Here is a 15,178-nt window from a genome sequence, read left to right on the forward strand (position 1 = left end):
CCCTGCTTACATGTCGCCAACTCTCGTTCTCAGCCTCGTAGCGGGCTACTTCGCGGTTCTCATCATCATTGCCATCCTCACGTCGCGGGGGGCTACCAGCGAAAGCTTCTTCGTGGCCAACCGCAACGCCCCGTGGTACATGGTGGCTTTCGCCATGATTGGCACCTCGCTTTCGGGCGTCACCTTTATCTCGGTGCCGGGCAACGTGTACGGCAAAAGCTGGAGCTATTTGGCCGTGGCCCTGGGCTTTGTGGCCGGCTACGTGGTAATTGGGCTGGTGCTGATGCCGCTGTACTACCGGCTGCGGCTGGTGAGCATCTATTCGTATCTGGATGAGCGGTTTGGCTACTGGAGCTACAAAACCGGGGCGCTGTTTTTTCTGATTTCGCGCTCCCTGGGCTCGGCCCTGCGGCTGTACCTGGTAGCGGGCGTGCTGCAGCTGGCGGTGTTCGATGCCATGGGCGTGCCCTTTGCCGTGACGGTGGTGGTCAGCATCCTGTTCATCTACCTCTACACCTTCAAGGGCGGCCTCAAAACCATTCTCTGGACCGATACCTTTCAGACGCTGGCCATGCTGAGCTGCGTGGCCCTGAGCATCTACTTCATGGCCGATGCGCTGAACTACTCCTTTGCCAAGCTCATCACGGCGGTGAAGGACAGCCCAATGTCGCAGGTGTATTTCTCCGACGTGCGCGACGACAAGTTTTTCTGGAAGCAGTTCGCCTCGGGCATGTTCATCACCATCGTGATGACCGGCCTCGACCAGGACCTGATGCAGAAGAACCTGAGCTGCCGCAGCCTCGGCGAAGCCCAGAAGAACCTGTTCTGGTTCACGCCGGTCATTGTGTGCGTCAACATTCTGTTCCTGACCTTGGGCGTGCTGATGTACCAATACGCCACCGCCCGCGGCTTGAAACTGGAGCAGCTGCCTCAGCTGCTCAACCTCAACGGCTCGCTGAACACTGACAAGGTATTCCCCTACCTGGCCACCACGCAGTTTTCCATCGTGGCGGGCATCATCTTCATTCTGGGCATCATCGCCGTCACTTACGCTTCGGCCGACTCCGCTCTTACTTCCCTCACCACTTCTTTCTGCGTCGACTTCCTCGACATCAAGAAATACCCGGAAGCCCGCCAGACGCGCCTGCGCCAGCTCACCCACCTGGGCTGGTCGGTGGTCCTGATTATCATCATCCTCATCTTCCGGGCCTACAACAACCAGAGCCTCATCGATGCCGTGTACAAGGCCGCGGGCTTCACCTACGGGCCCTTGCTGGGGCTGTTTGCCTTTGGCATCCTCACCGGCCGCCGGCTGCGCGACCAATTGGTGCTGCCCGTGTGCGTGGCGGGGGTGGGCCTGACCTGGCTCATCGTATCGCACTCGGTGGAGTGGCTCAATGGCTACAAGTTCGGCTTTGAAATCCTGCTGCTCAACGGCGCGCTCATCTACCTGGGCCTGCTGGCCATTTCCCGGCCAGCGGCGGTGAACCCCGCCGCCCAAACCGCGGTTTAACTTCCCATGACGAAAACTATTCTTTTGACGATTTTGGCCGTGGGCTCGGCGGCCTCGGCGGCGCGGGCCCAAGCGCCCGCGGCCACGCCCGGCGCTGCGCAGCAGCCCATCATCCTCAAGGCCGACAACATGCAGGTGCAGGCCCATTCGGCCGCCAACCGCCCCGACCGCGCGCCCGTGTACCCCGGCGGCGAGCAGGCCCTGGGCTTGTTTTTTCTCGAAAACATAAAATATCCGGAAGCCGCGCGCGTCAAAGCCCTTAGCGGCATCGTGCTGGTGACGGCCACGGTGAACGCCGACGGCTCCGTGACCAACCCAGTGGTGGCCAAGTCGCTCTCGCCCGAGTGCGACGCCGAGGCCCTGCGCGTGGTGCCCCTGCTCACGGGCTGGCAGCCGGCCATGCGCAAAGGCCGGCCGGTGCCGGTGCTCATTCAGCTGCCGGTGCCCTTCGGCGGCGCGGGCAACATGAAGATTGAAATGAACAACCGGCCCTCGCCCGCCGGCGTGCGGCGCGTGAAATAAGGCGGGATTGCGGCGGTTCTGCAGCGCTTCATCGTGGCCTCACGCCAGGCTGCCGTATTTGCCGTGTTCGATAGTTAGTTAACATTACCCCCGCCTGATGGCCAGAAGTGGATTAAATACCAGTGGCAGCGACGTAACCGCCGACCTGCCCAAACCGAAAGTAAACAAGGAGTCGCTCAAGCGCAGCCTGCGGATTTTCCGCTACATGCTGCCCTACCGCGGCAAGTTTCTGGTAGGCATGCTCATGCTGGTGCTCAGCAGCAGCACGTTCATGGTGTTTCCGTGGCTGGCCGGCAAGCTCATCGACGCGGCCAACCACAAGCCGGTGGTTATTCTCGACCGCTTTCCGCTCAGCATCAACGGCATTGCGCTGCTGCTGTTTGTCATCATCACCTGCCAGGGTTTCTTTTCCTTCGGGCGTATTTGGTTTTTTACGCAGGTGAGCGAGTTCACGGTGCGCGACATCCGGCAGGCGCTCTACGGCAAGTTTGTGCAGCTGCCCATCCCCTTTTTCGAGCAAAACCGCGTCGGGGCCATCACCTCGCGCATCACCACCGACGTGGGCCAGATTCAGGACACGTTTTCGCTCACCATCGCCGAACTGTTTCGGCAGGTGTTCACGCTGATTATCGGCATCACGGCCATTCTCATCGTGTCGCCGAAGCTGTCGCTGTTCATGCTGCTCACGTTTCCGCCCATCATCCTGGCAGCAGGCGTTTTCGGGCGCAAAATCCGGGTGCTCGCCCGCAACACCCAGCAAGAGCTGGCCGCCACGAACACCATTGTGGAGGAAACCCTGCAGGCCATCAACTCGGTGAAGGCCTTTACCAACGAGCGGTTTGAAACCCACCGCTACGGCACGGCCCTCAACCGCGCCGTGCGCGTGGCCCTGAAAAGCAATTTGTTTCGCGGCGGCTTCGTGTCGTTTGTAATCATCGGCCTCACCGGCGGCATCATCCTCATTTTGTGGCGCGCCGCCACGCTGGTGTACTACCCCGGCCCCGACCACCTCGAAGTGAGCCAGCTGCTCACGTTCCTGCTCTTCACCGTCTTCATCGGGGCTTCCATTGCAGGGCTGGGCGAGATGTACGGCAAAATCCAGAGCACCCTCGGCGCGTCCGAGCGCATTCTCGAAATTCTGGACGAAACGCCCGAGCCCACGCACATCGAGCCGCCCGTAGGCCTGGTGCCGACCCGCCTGCACGGCGACATTCGCTACGAGCACGTGGCCTTTCGCTACCCCACCCGGCCCGACGTGCCGGTGCTGAAAGACATTGATTTCCACATTGCGGCGGGCGAGAAAATTGCCCTAGTCGGCCCCAGCGGCGCGGGCAAAAGCACCATTGCCGGCCTGCTGATGCAGTTTTACCCCTTAAGCGGCGGCCGCATCATCGTGGACGGGCACGACGTGCAGGACTACGACCTCACCGCCCTGCGCCGCCACATCGGCATCGTGCCGCAGGAAACGCTGCTGTTCGGCGGCACCATTCGCGAAAACATTGCCTATGGCAAGCCCGATGCCTCCGACGCCGAAATCATCGAAGCCGCCGAGCGGGCCAATGCCTGGCAGTTCATCCAAGCCTTCCCCGAGGCGCTGGATACGGTGGTGGGCGACCGGGGCATCAAGCTCTCGGGCGGGCAGCGCCAGCGCGTGGCCATTGCCCGGGCCATCCTGAAAAACCCCGCCATCCTCATTTTGGACGAAGCCACTTCTTCGCTCGACAGCGAAAGCGAAAAGCTGGTGCAAGGCGCCTTGGATGAGCTGATGCAAAGCCGCACGAGCCTCATCATTGCCCACCGTCTTTCTACTATTCGCAAGGTTGATAAAATCCTGGTGATTGACGGTGGCCGCATTGTGGAAGCTGGCTCGCATGAAGAACTGAGCGAGCGCGAAGGCGGCCTGTACGCGAATTTGCTGCGGCTGCAGTTTGAGTTGACGTAGAAATCTGAGGCCTTCTGGCAAGACGCTCATTTAGCCATGAAGCGTTTGACCATTTCGCAGGCTGATGGAGCTACTGTCGCCGCAGCCCAAGTCTGGAAGCTAACCTACAATCGCCCGAACCCAGCCTATGAGCGAAATAACCCTACACTTGGTGGGACCTGAAACTCGGCAGTTCAAGCGAATGGGCATGGTTGGCTTTATTGGTATTGGGCTATTTGGGTTTGGTTTCCTGCTTGACAAAATGGACTACCCGCTAGGTACAATATTGGAAGCTATTGGGCTCCCTTTAGTGCTTCTTATGATAGGATGGACACTAAGAAATCAGTTCAGCGGAAATCCATCGCACGGTATTACGAAAAAAACTGTGTGCTTTCGCCCAGATGTGGTTGTGATTGGGGATAAGCACATTGACTTGCGAGCTATCAGAGCAATAGAAGCTGCTATGGCTTATAAAGGTGGGCCGGCCTATAGCTCACCTAAATACCTATCAGATGGCACCGGTAATGTACTGAAGTTCATCTACAAGGACTCGAAGGAAGTGACTATTACCTTTTACCTGAATTTCAGCTCACAACTCCAGTTGCTTGAGGAGATTTTGGGAGAAGCAAAACAGCGGCACGGGTTTACGCTTATCATGTAGCCATGAGCGCACCTGCTCAAAACCCGCGCCCCAAGCGCGGGTTTCGTATTTTTGGCTCCACACTCACCCCCTCACGCTTTCCTTACCTGATGAGCAAGCACTTCCTTAGTTTTTCCGCGGCCGTGGTTACGGCTGCTACCCTGCTAGTTGCCCCGGCCGCTCAGGCCCAAATCCGCACGCCCGCCGCCAGCCCCCAGAGCACCATCACGCAGCGCGTGGGCCTCACCGACATCACCATCGTGTACTCGCGCCCCAGCGCCAAGGGCCGCAGCATTTTCGGCAGCGACAACTCGCTGGTGCCCAACGGCAAGCGCTGGCGCACGGGTGCCAACGGCACCACCAGCATCAAGTTTTCGGACGATGTGATGATTGAGGGCAAGAAGGTGCCGGCCGGCGAGTACGGCATCTACACCGTGCCGCGCCCCAACGAGTGGACCGTGGTGCTGAACAAAAGCCTCAAGCAAGGCGCCGACGTGGACGGCTTCAAGGACGACCAGGACGTGGCCCGCTTCACCATCAAGCCCTACAAACTGTCCGGCAAGGTCGAAACCTTCACCATCGCCTTCACCGACCTGACGCCCGCCACCGCCAACGTGGCCATGGAGTGGGAAAACACGGGCGCCAAATTCAAAGTGACCGCCGACGTGGACACCAAGGTGATGGCCCAGATTGACGAGAAAATCACCAAAAACGCCAGCCCTGCCCCCGCCGACCTCGCCGCTGCGGCCGTGTACTACTACGACAACAACAAAGACCTGAAGCAGGCCCTCGCCTGGATGGAGAAAGCCAACGCCGCCGAGCCCACCAAGTACTGGAACCTGAACACGGAAGCCAAAATCCGCCTCAAAATGAAAGACTACGCCGGCGCCACCAAAGCCGCCGAAGCGTCGAAGAAAGCGGCCCTGGCCGCCACGCCCCCGAATGGCGAATACGTGAAAATGAACGAGGACTTGATGGCCCAGGCCAAGAAGGGCGGCAAATAGTTGCCGCCTGTGCGGTCGTCTGTCATTGCGAGCGCAGCGACGCAAGCCGTCCTGCTCTCAGCGACCAGCCTCATAATGTGACGCCTCAAGTCATTAAAAAGCCCCGGCACAGCGTAGTGCCGGGGCTTTTTGGTTCGTGCATGTGTCTGGTTTTGGCAGGACGGCTTGCGTTGCTGCGCTCGCAATGACAGGCGCTTTACTTCTTTCTTCCCTGCAAAATCAGCAGGCGCTTGAGGTTATCGACTTCGATTTCATTGGGCTGGGTGGCCAGCACGCGCTTGATGTCCTTGGCCGAGCGGCCGCCGAACACGACCACGCCGAGGCCGGCGGCGCGGGCTTGGGCGGTTTGCTCCGGCGTCACGCGGTCGGCGTCGAGCACCACGGTGTGCAGCTTTTCGGTGCGGGCCAGGCGCAGGCCGAAAGCAAATTCGTCGGAGGCGATTTCGAGGCCGATGGGGACTTTGGGCATGGCCTTGCGGACCAGCGGAATAGTGCCGCTTTCCTGAGTAATGAGCAGCACTTTCTCGGGCGGCACGCGGTAGCGGGCGAGGCTGCGGGCAATCTGGCGGATGAGCAGCGGCGTGCGGGCGTGCTGCTTGCCGGCGGGCAGGCACTGGTCGTCTTCGTGCAAGTCGAGGTGCAGGCGCGGAAATGTAGGCCGGCGGTTGAGGCGGGCCAGCAGGGTATCGAAGGTGATGGGGCGCTCCTTCTGAATCCAGTCGTAGGGCCAGCCGCCGCGGTAGCGCAGCTGCACCAGCTCGGCGGCGGTGTGCTGGCTCACGCAGCCGGTGCCGGAGCCGTGGTCGTCGAGCTTTTGGTCGTGGTAGAGCATCACCACGCTGTCCTGGCTGAGCTGCAGGTCGACTTCGACGCCATCGGCGCCCCGCAGCAGGGCCCGCCGAATGCCGCGCCAACTGCTGGGCGGCCGAAAGTTGAAGGGACTTATGGGGGTGAAAAAGCCGGAGCCCGCGTGGCCCAATATGACCAGCTTGGGGTCGGGCGTGACTTTGGTGGTGGCGCAGCCGGCCAGCTGCCAGGTGATGGCCAGGGCCAACGCGGCCTTAAATACGAAGTGGTTTCTCATGAAAAAGCGTGGACCGGCACGTGCCTTGCGCACCTGAACGGGAAAGTGGCCCGCCGGGATGTAGAGACGCGTATTCGCGTCTCGTCGTTGAACTAGCCATACCGAATCATATGGCGTCAATCAAGCGTCATCGTTCAACGACGAGACGCGAATACGCGTCTCTACATCCCGGCGCGGCTTTTCCAGCAGGCCAAACAGGAACGTGAGCGCCACCACCAGCCACAGCGACGCCCACACGTCGCTCAGATAGTGCATGCCCAGCACCAGCCGCCCCAGCCCAATCAGCCCCGGCAGCACCAGCAGCGGCACCCGCCAGCGCGGAAACGCCACGGCCAGCGGCAAGAACAGACTGAAATACACCGCCGTGTGATAGGAAGGAAACGAGTCGTTGTGCGGGCCGGCGGCCCACAGCCCGTTGCCCGCATAGCCTTTGGCAAACTGCACTTCGGGCCGCAGGCGGTGCACCGAACCCTTCAGCGCCTTGGCCAGCACCATGCTGAACTCGTGCGTGAGCAGCAGCACCAGAAACAGCGTGGCACCCCGGCGCCTCAGCCCGTAGCGGCCGATGGCAAAGGCCAGGCCCAGCGCCTCAAAAATGAATGGCAGCCCCACCACATGCGTCATCAGCGCCTCATGCGCAGCATCGGCGCCGGTGGTGAGGGCGGCGAAAAAGGGCCTGGCCCACCCGAAATGCGCGTGGATGAAAGCGGCCAGCGGCTGGTCGAGGAACAGAATGAGCAGCGCGCAGGCCGGCAGCGTGAGGGCAGTGAAAACGAGAAACTGGCGAAGCGTCATGTGGCAATGTAGCGCGGACTCTGCGAGTCCGCACAAGTCGGAACGTTCGTGCGTCAGGGCGCGGACTTGCAGCGTCCGCGCTACGGTGCTACCCCAGCGCCTGGTTCAGGGCCACGATGGCGGGCCGGTATTCCTCGCGCCCCACAATGAACTGAATGTTGACCTTGCGCAGGGCAAAGCCGGCGCTGCGAATGTTGATGCCGGCTTCGGCCAAGGCGCCGGCGGCACGGGCCAGCAGGCCGGGCTCGTCGATGTTGGAGCCGATGAGGCAAACCAGGGCAGCTTCTTCGATGGTGACCTGCTCGTATTTCGCCTGCAGGGCAGCGGTGAGTTCGGCCTTCAAATCTTTGGCCCACACCAGCACCGAGATGCTGTTGGCGCTGGTGGCTTTGAAGATGTAGCTCACGTCGAGGTCGTAGAACACCTGCATCAGGTGCAGGTCGAAGCCGGCGGTGCCCACCATCAGGGGGTCGTGGATGTCAATCATCACCACGTTGTCGGTGCCGGTGATGACTTCGATGTGCTTGTCGGGGCTCACGAAGTCGCGGGTGATGAGCGTGCCGGGGTGCTCGGGCTCGAAGGTGTTTTTGATGCGCAGGTCGATGGCGTGTATCTCCAGCGGCTTCGAGGCCTTGGGGTGAATGGCCTCCATGCCCACGTCGGCCAGCTGGTCGGCCACGTCGTAGTTGGTGAAGCCCACGGGGCGGCAGTGGTCCACGCCCACCAGGTTGGGGTCGGCGGAGCAGAGGTGGTATTCCTTGTGAATGATGGCCTCCTGGGGCCGCACGGCCACGGCAATCTTGCTGAAAGTGACTTCCGAGTAGCCCCGGTCGAACTCGCGCATGATGCCTTCGGTGCCCTTGGTGTAGCCGGTGGCGATGCAGATGGTGCTCGCAAAATCGATGTCGGCAAACGCCTGCCGGATGCGCTCGTCGATGGTCAGGGCCTGGGCGTCGTCGAAGCCGCTGAGGTCGACCAGGGTGGCATTTACGCCGCGGTTTTGCAGGATGTTGACGGAGTTGAAGGCCGAATGCGCCTCTCCTATCGAGGCCAGGATTTCGCGGGCGGCCTGCAGAATGTTGGCGCTGTTGACGTAGCCGGAAGCCAGCACGTTCACCAGGCTCTCCAGGTACACCTGCGCCTGGTCGATGCGCTGCTGAATGAAGGTATCGGCCACGGCCAAATCGAGTCCAAGCGGCTCGTAGTGCTTATTCAGCTCCTGCAGTTTGGCGGCCACGTCTTGCAAGGCCGCCCGAAACTCCTGATGCTGGCTGATGCGGTGATACACGCCGGGTGCGCCGGTTTTCTTGTTTTCGAGCAGCCAGTTGGTGACGTTGGCGTAGGCCGACACCACGAAAATGCGGTTGTATAAGGCCGCGCCCTGGCGGCCGTGAAAGATGATGTTTTGGAGGACATCGGCGAAGGCGGTCATCGAGGTGCCGCCGATTTTTTCTACTGTGAGCATACGGTGCTAGCGGGCGCCTCACCCCCCGGCCCCCTCTCCTCAGGGAGAGGGGGAGCCGAGGCGGCACGGACGCAAAAATTCAATTAGACAAATAAGAAGGTCGTTCGGGTAATGCCCAAACGACCTGCAAGGTAAAATCGGAACAAAGGCAAACCGCCAACAAGTGTGCCGCCGTGGCTCCCCCTCTCCCTGAGGAGAGGGGGCCGGGGGGTGAGGCGCCCGTTACTGCGCCACTTCCTTCCCGTAGGAAATCATGTTCGTGATAATGCGGTAGGCGCCCGGCACGCCGGCCGGCAGCTCCCGAAACAGTGACAGGCCGGTGTAGATGTAATGCCCTTTGCCGTAGTCCGTCACCAGGATGGCGCTTTCCTTGGGGGCTTCGCCGGGGTCGCTGCTGGAGATGACGGTTTGGTATTTGGGGTCCCATTTGGAGGGGTAGTACAGGCCCTGCTCCTGCACCCAGCCTTTGAAATCGTCGGCGGTGATTTTGTTGGGGGCGGCCAGTAGCTGGTGCTTCGTGAGGGTCACGGGGGCGTCTTCCACGGTCACGCGGTCGGAGGAGAGCGTCATGGGGTAGGGGCCGATTTCGGGCATGACGGTGCCGCGGTTCACCACGTATTGCACCACCACGTTGCCGCCCTGCTCGATGTATTTGAGGATTTCGGGCTGCTTGGTTTTCAGGGCATCGACGGTGTTGTAGGCGCGGATGCCCACGACCAGCGCGTCGAACTCCTTGAGGCGGGCGGCGGTGAGGTCCTTGGGTTCGAGCAGGGTCACGTTGTAGCCAATTTGGCGCAGGGCGTCGGGCACTTCGTCGCCGGCGCCCATGAGGTAGGCCACGTTCTGGCCGCGCCGCTTCAGGTCGAGCTTCACCAGCGGGGCCACGGCTTCGGGGAAGAGGAACTGCGTGGGAATGTGCGGATACTCAATCTTCTGGATGCCGCGGGCGTAGGCCTGGCCGGCCACGGTGGCGGTGGCGCGCAGCTCGGCGCGGCCGGGCGCGGCGCCGGCCAGGGGCTGCACCTGGAAGTTCACGGTCAGCTCCTCGTCTTTGGCGGCGAGGGCGAAGTCGAAGGTGGCGGGCTCGCACTTCCAGCCGGCGGGCAGGGCCAGGGCCAGGCGGCCGCTCACCCCGGCGCGCCCGGCCCGCAGCGTGACGGGCACGGTCTTGGGCTGGGCATCGGCGAAGACGTAGGAACGGGCGGGCGGTAGGTTCACCAGCACGGGCGGCACCACGGCCAGCGGCTGGTATAATTCGCCCAGCACCGGGTCGGTGTGCTTGTATTGGACGGGGACTTGCAGGCGAAAATGCATTTTAGCGCCTTTGCCATTTTCGAAGTCCAAGCCCACAATTCCATCTATGGCAGACCTATTCTCAGGCAGCCCAATCAGTAATTGACGCGCTAAAAAAACATTGGGGTTTGCCTCAAGCTCTTTCTTCTTGTTTATATAATCTGGTGAGTTTTTGCTACCTAAAGAGACTTTGGTTAGACTACCAAGTGGCGTTTTTTCTGGAACAGAATACATACCAATGGTGCCCTTCTCACGAAGCCAGTAGGGCTGCGATTCTTGAATGAACAAGGGAATGAGCTGTCGCTTAGTTGTTCGAATGCTCTTATCGACTATTAAGGGTTTATAGAAGAGGGTATCGCCGCCAATTGCATTAGGAGAAGTCGCTATTTCGCTGAGCTTGCCGGTCCACTTAGAGCGGTTTGTTATTTCATAAGTCACTTCAATCGGCTGCCCGGCAACTGCTGTCGCGGTATTAGCTGTCGCTTCTACATATAAGCCTAAAGCAGCTTTAATCAGGGTTTCTATTTGCTCATCCTTTTCCGAAAGCCAATATTGTTCAGCAGTAGTCGGCTTATTGATTGGCAAGCCCGCATCTTTTGCAATAGCGTTTTGCCATAAATTGCCTACGGCATCCCGCACCTTCAGCAGCCCCGCCACGCTGGCGCTGGGGTTGCTCGGGTCGTACTTGCGAATCACCTCCTCGATGAGCTTGCCCACGGCCGCGCCGCCGGGCACCCGGTTCCAGGTCTGGTCCACGCCTTCGAACAGGTCTTTGGTGGCCTTGTCGCCTTTCACGGGCTGGAAATACTCCAGCGCCTCGCCCCGCTGGGCGGCCGAGCCGAAGCCCTGGCTGCGGTGGTTACTGCGGCTGCGGGCCGCGATTTCGCCGTAGCTCTGGCCCAGCAGGGGGTTGTAGCCGCCGGCGTCGAGCCGGAGGTAGCCGTCCATGTTTTCGCCGGGCTTCACGAAGAAGCTGCCGGTGTTCCAGAGCAGGCGCTTGGGCTGCCAGGCTTGCACGTACTGGAGCTGTTCGGGGAAGCGCTTGGGGTCGCCGGCGGCCGAGAAGGCTTCGGCGGCGAGGATGGCGCTGGCCTGGTGGTGGCCGTGGCCGGCGCGGGCATCGGGCGGGAAGCGGGTGATGAGCACATCGGGCCGGCGCTGGCGGATGACCCACACCATGTCGGCGAGCACCTGCTCCTTGTCCCAGATGCGAAAGGTTTCGTCGGAGGTTTTGGAGAAGCCGAAGTCGTTGGCGCGGGTGAAGAACTGCCGGCCGCCGTCGAGGCGCCGGGCCGCCAGCAGCTCCTGCGTGCGAATCACGCCGAGGCCTTCGCGCAGTTCGGGGCCGATGAGGTTCTGGCCGCCGTCGCCGCGGGTGCAGCTCAGGTAGCTGGTTTCGAGCAGGCGCTCGTTGGCCATGTAGGCGATGAGGCGGGTGTTTTCATCGTCGGGGTGGGCAGCCAAGTACATCACCGAGCCGAGGACGTTGAGCTTCTTGAGGCCCAGCAGGATTTCGGCGGAGGTGTAGGTTTTGGGCGTTTGGGCCTTCGTCTCAGTTAACAGGGAGCAGTTAACAGTGAGTAGTAGCAGGGCCGCGGCGAGCGGGCGGAGGGAGCGAATCATGCGCGGGAAACCGGAATTGAGGGCGTGAAGTTACCGGACGTTCAACGGAGCGCCTCACCCCCCGGCCCCCTCTCCTCAGCGAGAGGGGGTGCCAGTCGACATCAGGTGTTGGTAAGCGGGTGGTATCCTGTACCGTGAAAACCACGCACAGTAAGCGCCGCCGTGGCTCCCCCTCTGCCTTGGGAGAGGGGGCCGGGGGGTGAGGCGCCTGGCACAACAAGCCCAATGGCGCAGGTTCGCCAACACGCGCCAGCACGTTTGCCACGGGGCGGGCGCAACATTGGGTGGCCGGGGCACGTCTTTGCCTCGGCTGAACTAGCTTGGCCCCTTCTTCGGTTATTTCCCACACCGGCCGCCTCGTGCGCGGCCTTTTTCTTGCTTATGACGTCAACCTTCCCCCGCGTTTCGCTGCCGCTGCTGCTGGCCGTCACGCTGTTTTCTTCCTGCGCCCGCCGCCCCTTGGCCACCACGCCGGCGGCCTCGGCGGCTGTGAGCGTGCCCGTGGCGGCCCCGGCACCGGTAGCGCCCGAGACGCCCGCGCCGCAGGCGGCACCCGCCCCCAAAGCCGACCAAAGCGCGGCCCAGTGGTACCTCAAAGACCCCGAACTGGACAAGGTGCCCGGCGTGGGCGCCACCCGCACCTATGCCGAGCTGCTGAAAGGCCGCACGCCCGCCCCCGTGGTGGTGGCCGTCATCGACTCGGGCATCGACACGGCCCACGTCGACCTGAAGGCCGTGCTCTGGACCAACCCCAAGGAAATTCCCGGCAACGGCATCGACGACGACAAGAACGGCTACGTCGACGACGTGCACGGCTGGAACTTCCTCGGGGGCCCCGACGGCCGCAACGTGAACGCCGAAACGCTGGAAATGACGCGCATAGTAGCCGCCGGCCGCACCCGCTTCAAGGGCAAAACCGCCGCCACGGTGAAGCCCACCGAAAAGGCTGATTACGCCCTGTATCAAAAAGCTGAAAAGGCCTACAAAGCCCGCCTGGCCGAAGAAACCGAGCGCAACCAGCAGGTGGAAAGCATGGCCGGCCCCCTCACCCAGATGGTGGCCGCCATGAAGCAGGCCCTGGGCACCGAGAAGCTGGACACCACCGCCCTCAAAAACGCCAACACCGACGACCCCAACCTGAAGCGCGCCACGGCCGGCATGCTGGAAATGATGCGCCAGACCGGTGCCTCCGACGCCGACGACTTGATTAAGCAGCTGAACGAAGGCGTGAAGCAGGAGCGCAGCATGCTCGACAACTCGCTGAACCTGAAATTCAACCCGCGGGCCGACATCGTGAAGGACAACCCCAACGACCTCACCCAGCGCTACTACGGCAACAACGACCTCCACGGCCCCGACCCCATGCACGGCACCCACGTGTCGGGCATCATCGCGGCCGTGCGCGACAACAACCTCGGCGTGCAGGGCCTGGCCCCCGCCCCGGTGCGCATCATGACGGTGCGCGCCGTGCCCGACGGCGACGAGCGCGACAAGGACATTGCCAACGCCATTCGCTACGCCGTGGATAACGGCGCCAGCATCATCAACATGAGCTTCGGCAAGGAGTTCTCGCCCCAGCGCCCGGCCGTGGAAGCCGCCTTCAAGTATGCCGCCAGCAAGAATGTGCTGCTGGTGCACGCCGCCGGCAACGAGAACAACAACCTCGACGTGAGCGACAACTACCCCGCTTCGTTCTACCTCAACAAAGCGCCGGTGCCCAACCTGCTCACCGTGGGCGCTTCGGGCCCGAAAGACAACGCCAACCTGGCCGCCGATTTCTCCAACTACAGCAAGAAAGCGGTAGACGTGTTTGCGCCCGGCGTGGGCATTTTCAGCACGCTGCCGGGCAGCACCTACGGCAACGAAAGCGGCACCAGCATGGCCTCGCCCGTGACGGCCGGCGTGGCGGCGGTGCTCAAGGCCTATTTCCCCAAGCTCACGGCCACCGATTTGAAGCGCATCATCATGCAGTCGGCGCAGGTGCACCACACGCAGGTAGACGTGCCCGGCACCGAGAAAAAGGCCGATTTCAGCACGCTCTCCGTGACCGGCGGCGTGGTAGACATGTACGAAGCCGTGAAGCTGGCGCAGAAGGCGGCGCTGTAATAGTTCTAACGTGGCGCCTCACCCCCCGGCCCCCTCTCCCGAGGGAGAGGGAGAGCCAGGCGATAGAAGTACTCGTCGTTTCCTATGCAAAAAGCCCTGCCTCATTATTGAAGCAGGGCTTTTTATTGAATTACATCAGGCTCTCCCTCTCCTTGAGATGAGGGGGCCGGGGGTGGAGGCGTCCGTCAGCCCACGTCCACGCCCTTTTCCTCCTTCCGGAAGTGGTTCAGCACCAGCTTGTCGGTGAGGCCGGGGAAAAGCTTATTGAGGAAAACGGTGAGCTTGCCCTGGCCGGTGAGCACCAGGGTGCGCTTGCGCTGCTGCACGGCTTTCAGGATTTCGTCGGCTACGGCTTCGCTGGTCATCATGGCGCCCTCGTCGCGCGGGCTCTCGCCCTGCGAGGAGCCGTCGGCGGCCAGGGCCGTGTTGCGGATGTTGGAGGCCGTGAAGCCGGGCGCGGCCGTGAGCACGTTCACGCCCTGGTCGAGCAGCTCGGTGCGGAGGGCTTCGAGAAAGCCGTTCATGGCAAACTTGGAGGCCGAGTAGCCGGTGCGCCCCGGCAGGCCGCGGTAGCCCGCAATGCTGCTGATGCCCACGATGGTGCCTTTGCTCTGCAGCAGGTGCGGCAGGGCAAACTTGGTGGTGAAAACGGTGCCGAAGAAGTTGGTTTGCATGAGCCGCTTGATGACCTCCAGGTCGGCGTCCTGAAAGCGGGCGCGCATGCTGATGCCGGCGTTGTTGATGAGGACGTCCAGCCCTCCGAGGTGTGCCACGGTTTCACGCACGGCGCGCTCGGCGGCGGCTTCGTCGCCCACATCGGCAATGATTGTAAGGTTGGAGGAGATGCCGGCGGCCACCAAGGCCTGCGCCGTATCGGCCAGTTTTAAGGGGTCGCGGCCGGTGACGGCGACCCGGTAGCCGGCCCGGCCAAAAGCCAGGGCGCAGGCCCGGCCAATGCCGGAGGTGCCGCCCGTGATGAGTACCGTGGGAGTGGGCATAAATGGTAAAAGACAGGGCCCGCGCCGGGGCCGATTAGAGCGGTAACGCGCAAGCGCCGGGCAAACTTACGGCCGCAGGGTATGATTTTTGCGGGTCGCGGTTAAACCTGGCCCGCAGCGTGCGGTCAGCACAGCCGTCGGCCGGGTTTTGGAGGCTGAAAGCACGCATTGGTGGGACCGGGCCGGCACATGGCCGACTCAAATAGAATAATAG

Annotated in this window: 11 protein-coding genes; 6 read left to right on the plus strand and 5 right to left on the minus strand. The window is 62.1% G+C overall.

Annotation, left to right across the window (positions count from 1 at the left end; translation table 11 throughout):
* From JAO73_RS17405 to JAO73_RS17425, 5 genes are all read left to right on the plus strand, one after another.
* Nucleotides 1-1,513 (plus strand): sodium:solute symporter (locus JAO73_RS17405; RefSeq protein WP_317191241.1); only part of this gene is annotated, 1,513 nt, incomplete at its 5' end.
* Nucleotides 1,514-1,519: 6 nt separating this feature from the next.
* Nucleotides 1,520-2,035: an energy transducer TonB gene (locus tag JAO73_RS17410; protein WP_190924065.1), complete on the plus strand. Its 516-nt coding sequence runs from the start codon at nucleotides 1,520-1,522 to the stop codon at nucleotides 2,033-2,035.
* Nucleotides 2,036-2,132: 97 nt separating this feature from the next.
* Nucleotides 2,133-3,977, plus strand: coding sequence for an ABC transporter ATP-binding protein (locus tag JAO73_RS17415; protein ID WP_198978420.1), 1,845 nt, complete (start codon nucleotides 2,133-2,135; stop codon nucleotides 3,975-3,977).
* 127 nt (nucleotides 3,978-4,104) lie between these two features.
* Nucleotides 4,105-4,617: a hypothetical protein gene (locus tag JAO73_RS17420; protein ID WP_198978421.1), complete on the plus strand. Its 513-nt coding sequence runs from the start codon at nucleotides 4,105-4,107 to the stop codon at nucleotides 4,615-4,617.
* A gap of 89 nt (nucleotides 4,618-4,706) precedes the next feature.
* Nucleotides 4,707-5,600: a DUF2911 domain-containing protein gene (locus JAO73_RS17425; protein ID WP_198978422.1), complete on the plus strand. Its 894-nt coding sequence runs from the start codon at nucleotides 4,707-4,709 to the stop codon at nucleotides 5,598-5,600.
* A 196-nt stretch (nucleotides 5,601-5,796) separates the two neighbouring features.
* Here the strand turns inward: JAO73_RS17425 and JAO73_RS17430 are convergent, their stop codons facing one another.
* From JAO73_RS17430 to JAO73_RS17445, 4 genes are all read right to left on the minus strand, one after another.
* A complete protein-coding gene (locus tag JAO73_RS17430; protein ID WP_198978423.1) occupies nucleotides 5,797-6,684 on the minus strand; it encodes a glycerophosphodiester phosphodiesterase in 888 nt (295 codons plus the stop codon).
* A gap of 120 nt (nucleotides 6,685-6,804) precedes the next feature.
* On the minus strand, nucleotides 6,805-7,479 hold the full coding sequence (locus JAO73_RS17435; RefSeq protein ID WP_198978424.1) for a phosphatase PAP2 family protein: 675 nt from the start codon (nucleotides 7,477-7,479) through the stop codon (nucleotides 6,805-6,807).
* An 88-nt stretch (nucleotides 7,480-7,567) separates the two neighbouring features.
* The gene (locus JAO73_RS17440) at nucleotides 7,568-8,944 is read right to left on the minus strand and encodes an aspartate kinase (RefSeq protein ID WP_198978425.1); all 1,377 of its coding nucleotides are present in this window, start codon (nucleotides 8,942-8,944) and stop codon (nucleotides 7,568-7,570) included.
* Between the two features lie 222 nt (nucleotides 8,945-9,166).
* On the minus strand, nucleotides 9,167-11,860 hold the full coding sequence (locus JAO73_RS17445; RefSeq protein WP_198978426.1) for a PIG-L family deacetylase: 2,694 nt from the start codon (nucleotides 11,858-11,860) through the stop codon (nucleotides 9,167-9,169).
* Nucleotides 11,861-12,241: 381 nt separating this feature from the next.
* Between JAO73_RS17445 and JAO73_RS17450 the strand changes: the two genes are divergently transcribed.
* Nucleotides 12,242-13,966, plus strand: a complete 1,725-nt coding sequence (locus JAO73_RS17450) for a S8 family peptidase (protein WP_198978427.1) — start codon at nucleotides 12,242-12,244, stop codon at nucleotides 13,964-13,966.
* A 185-nt stretch (nucleotides 13,967-14,151) separates the two neighbouring features.
* On the opposite strand, the gene JAO73_RS17455 is transcribed toward JAO73_RS17450, so the two are convergent.
* The gene (locus JAO73_RS17455; RefSeq protein WP_198978428.1) at nucleotides 14,152-14,964 is read right to left on the minus strand and encodes an SDR family oxidoreductase; all 813 of its coding nucleotides are present in this window, start codon (nucleotides 14,962-14,964) and stop codon (nucleotides 14,152-14,154) included.
* Nucleotides 14,965-15,178: the final 214 nt, after the last annotated feature.

Origin of the sequence: Hymenobacter miniatus, from assembly GCF_016427455.1 — a bacterium.
Classification (GTDB): Bacteria; Bacteroidota; Bacteroidia; order Cytophagales; family Hymenobacteraceae; genus Hymenobacter; species Hymenobacter armeniacus.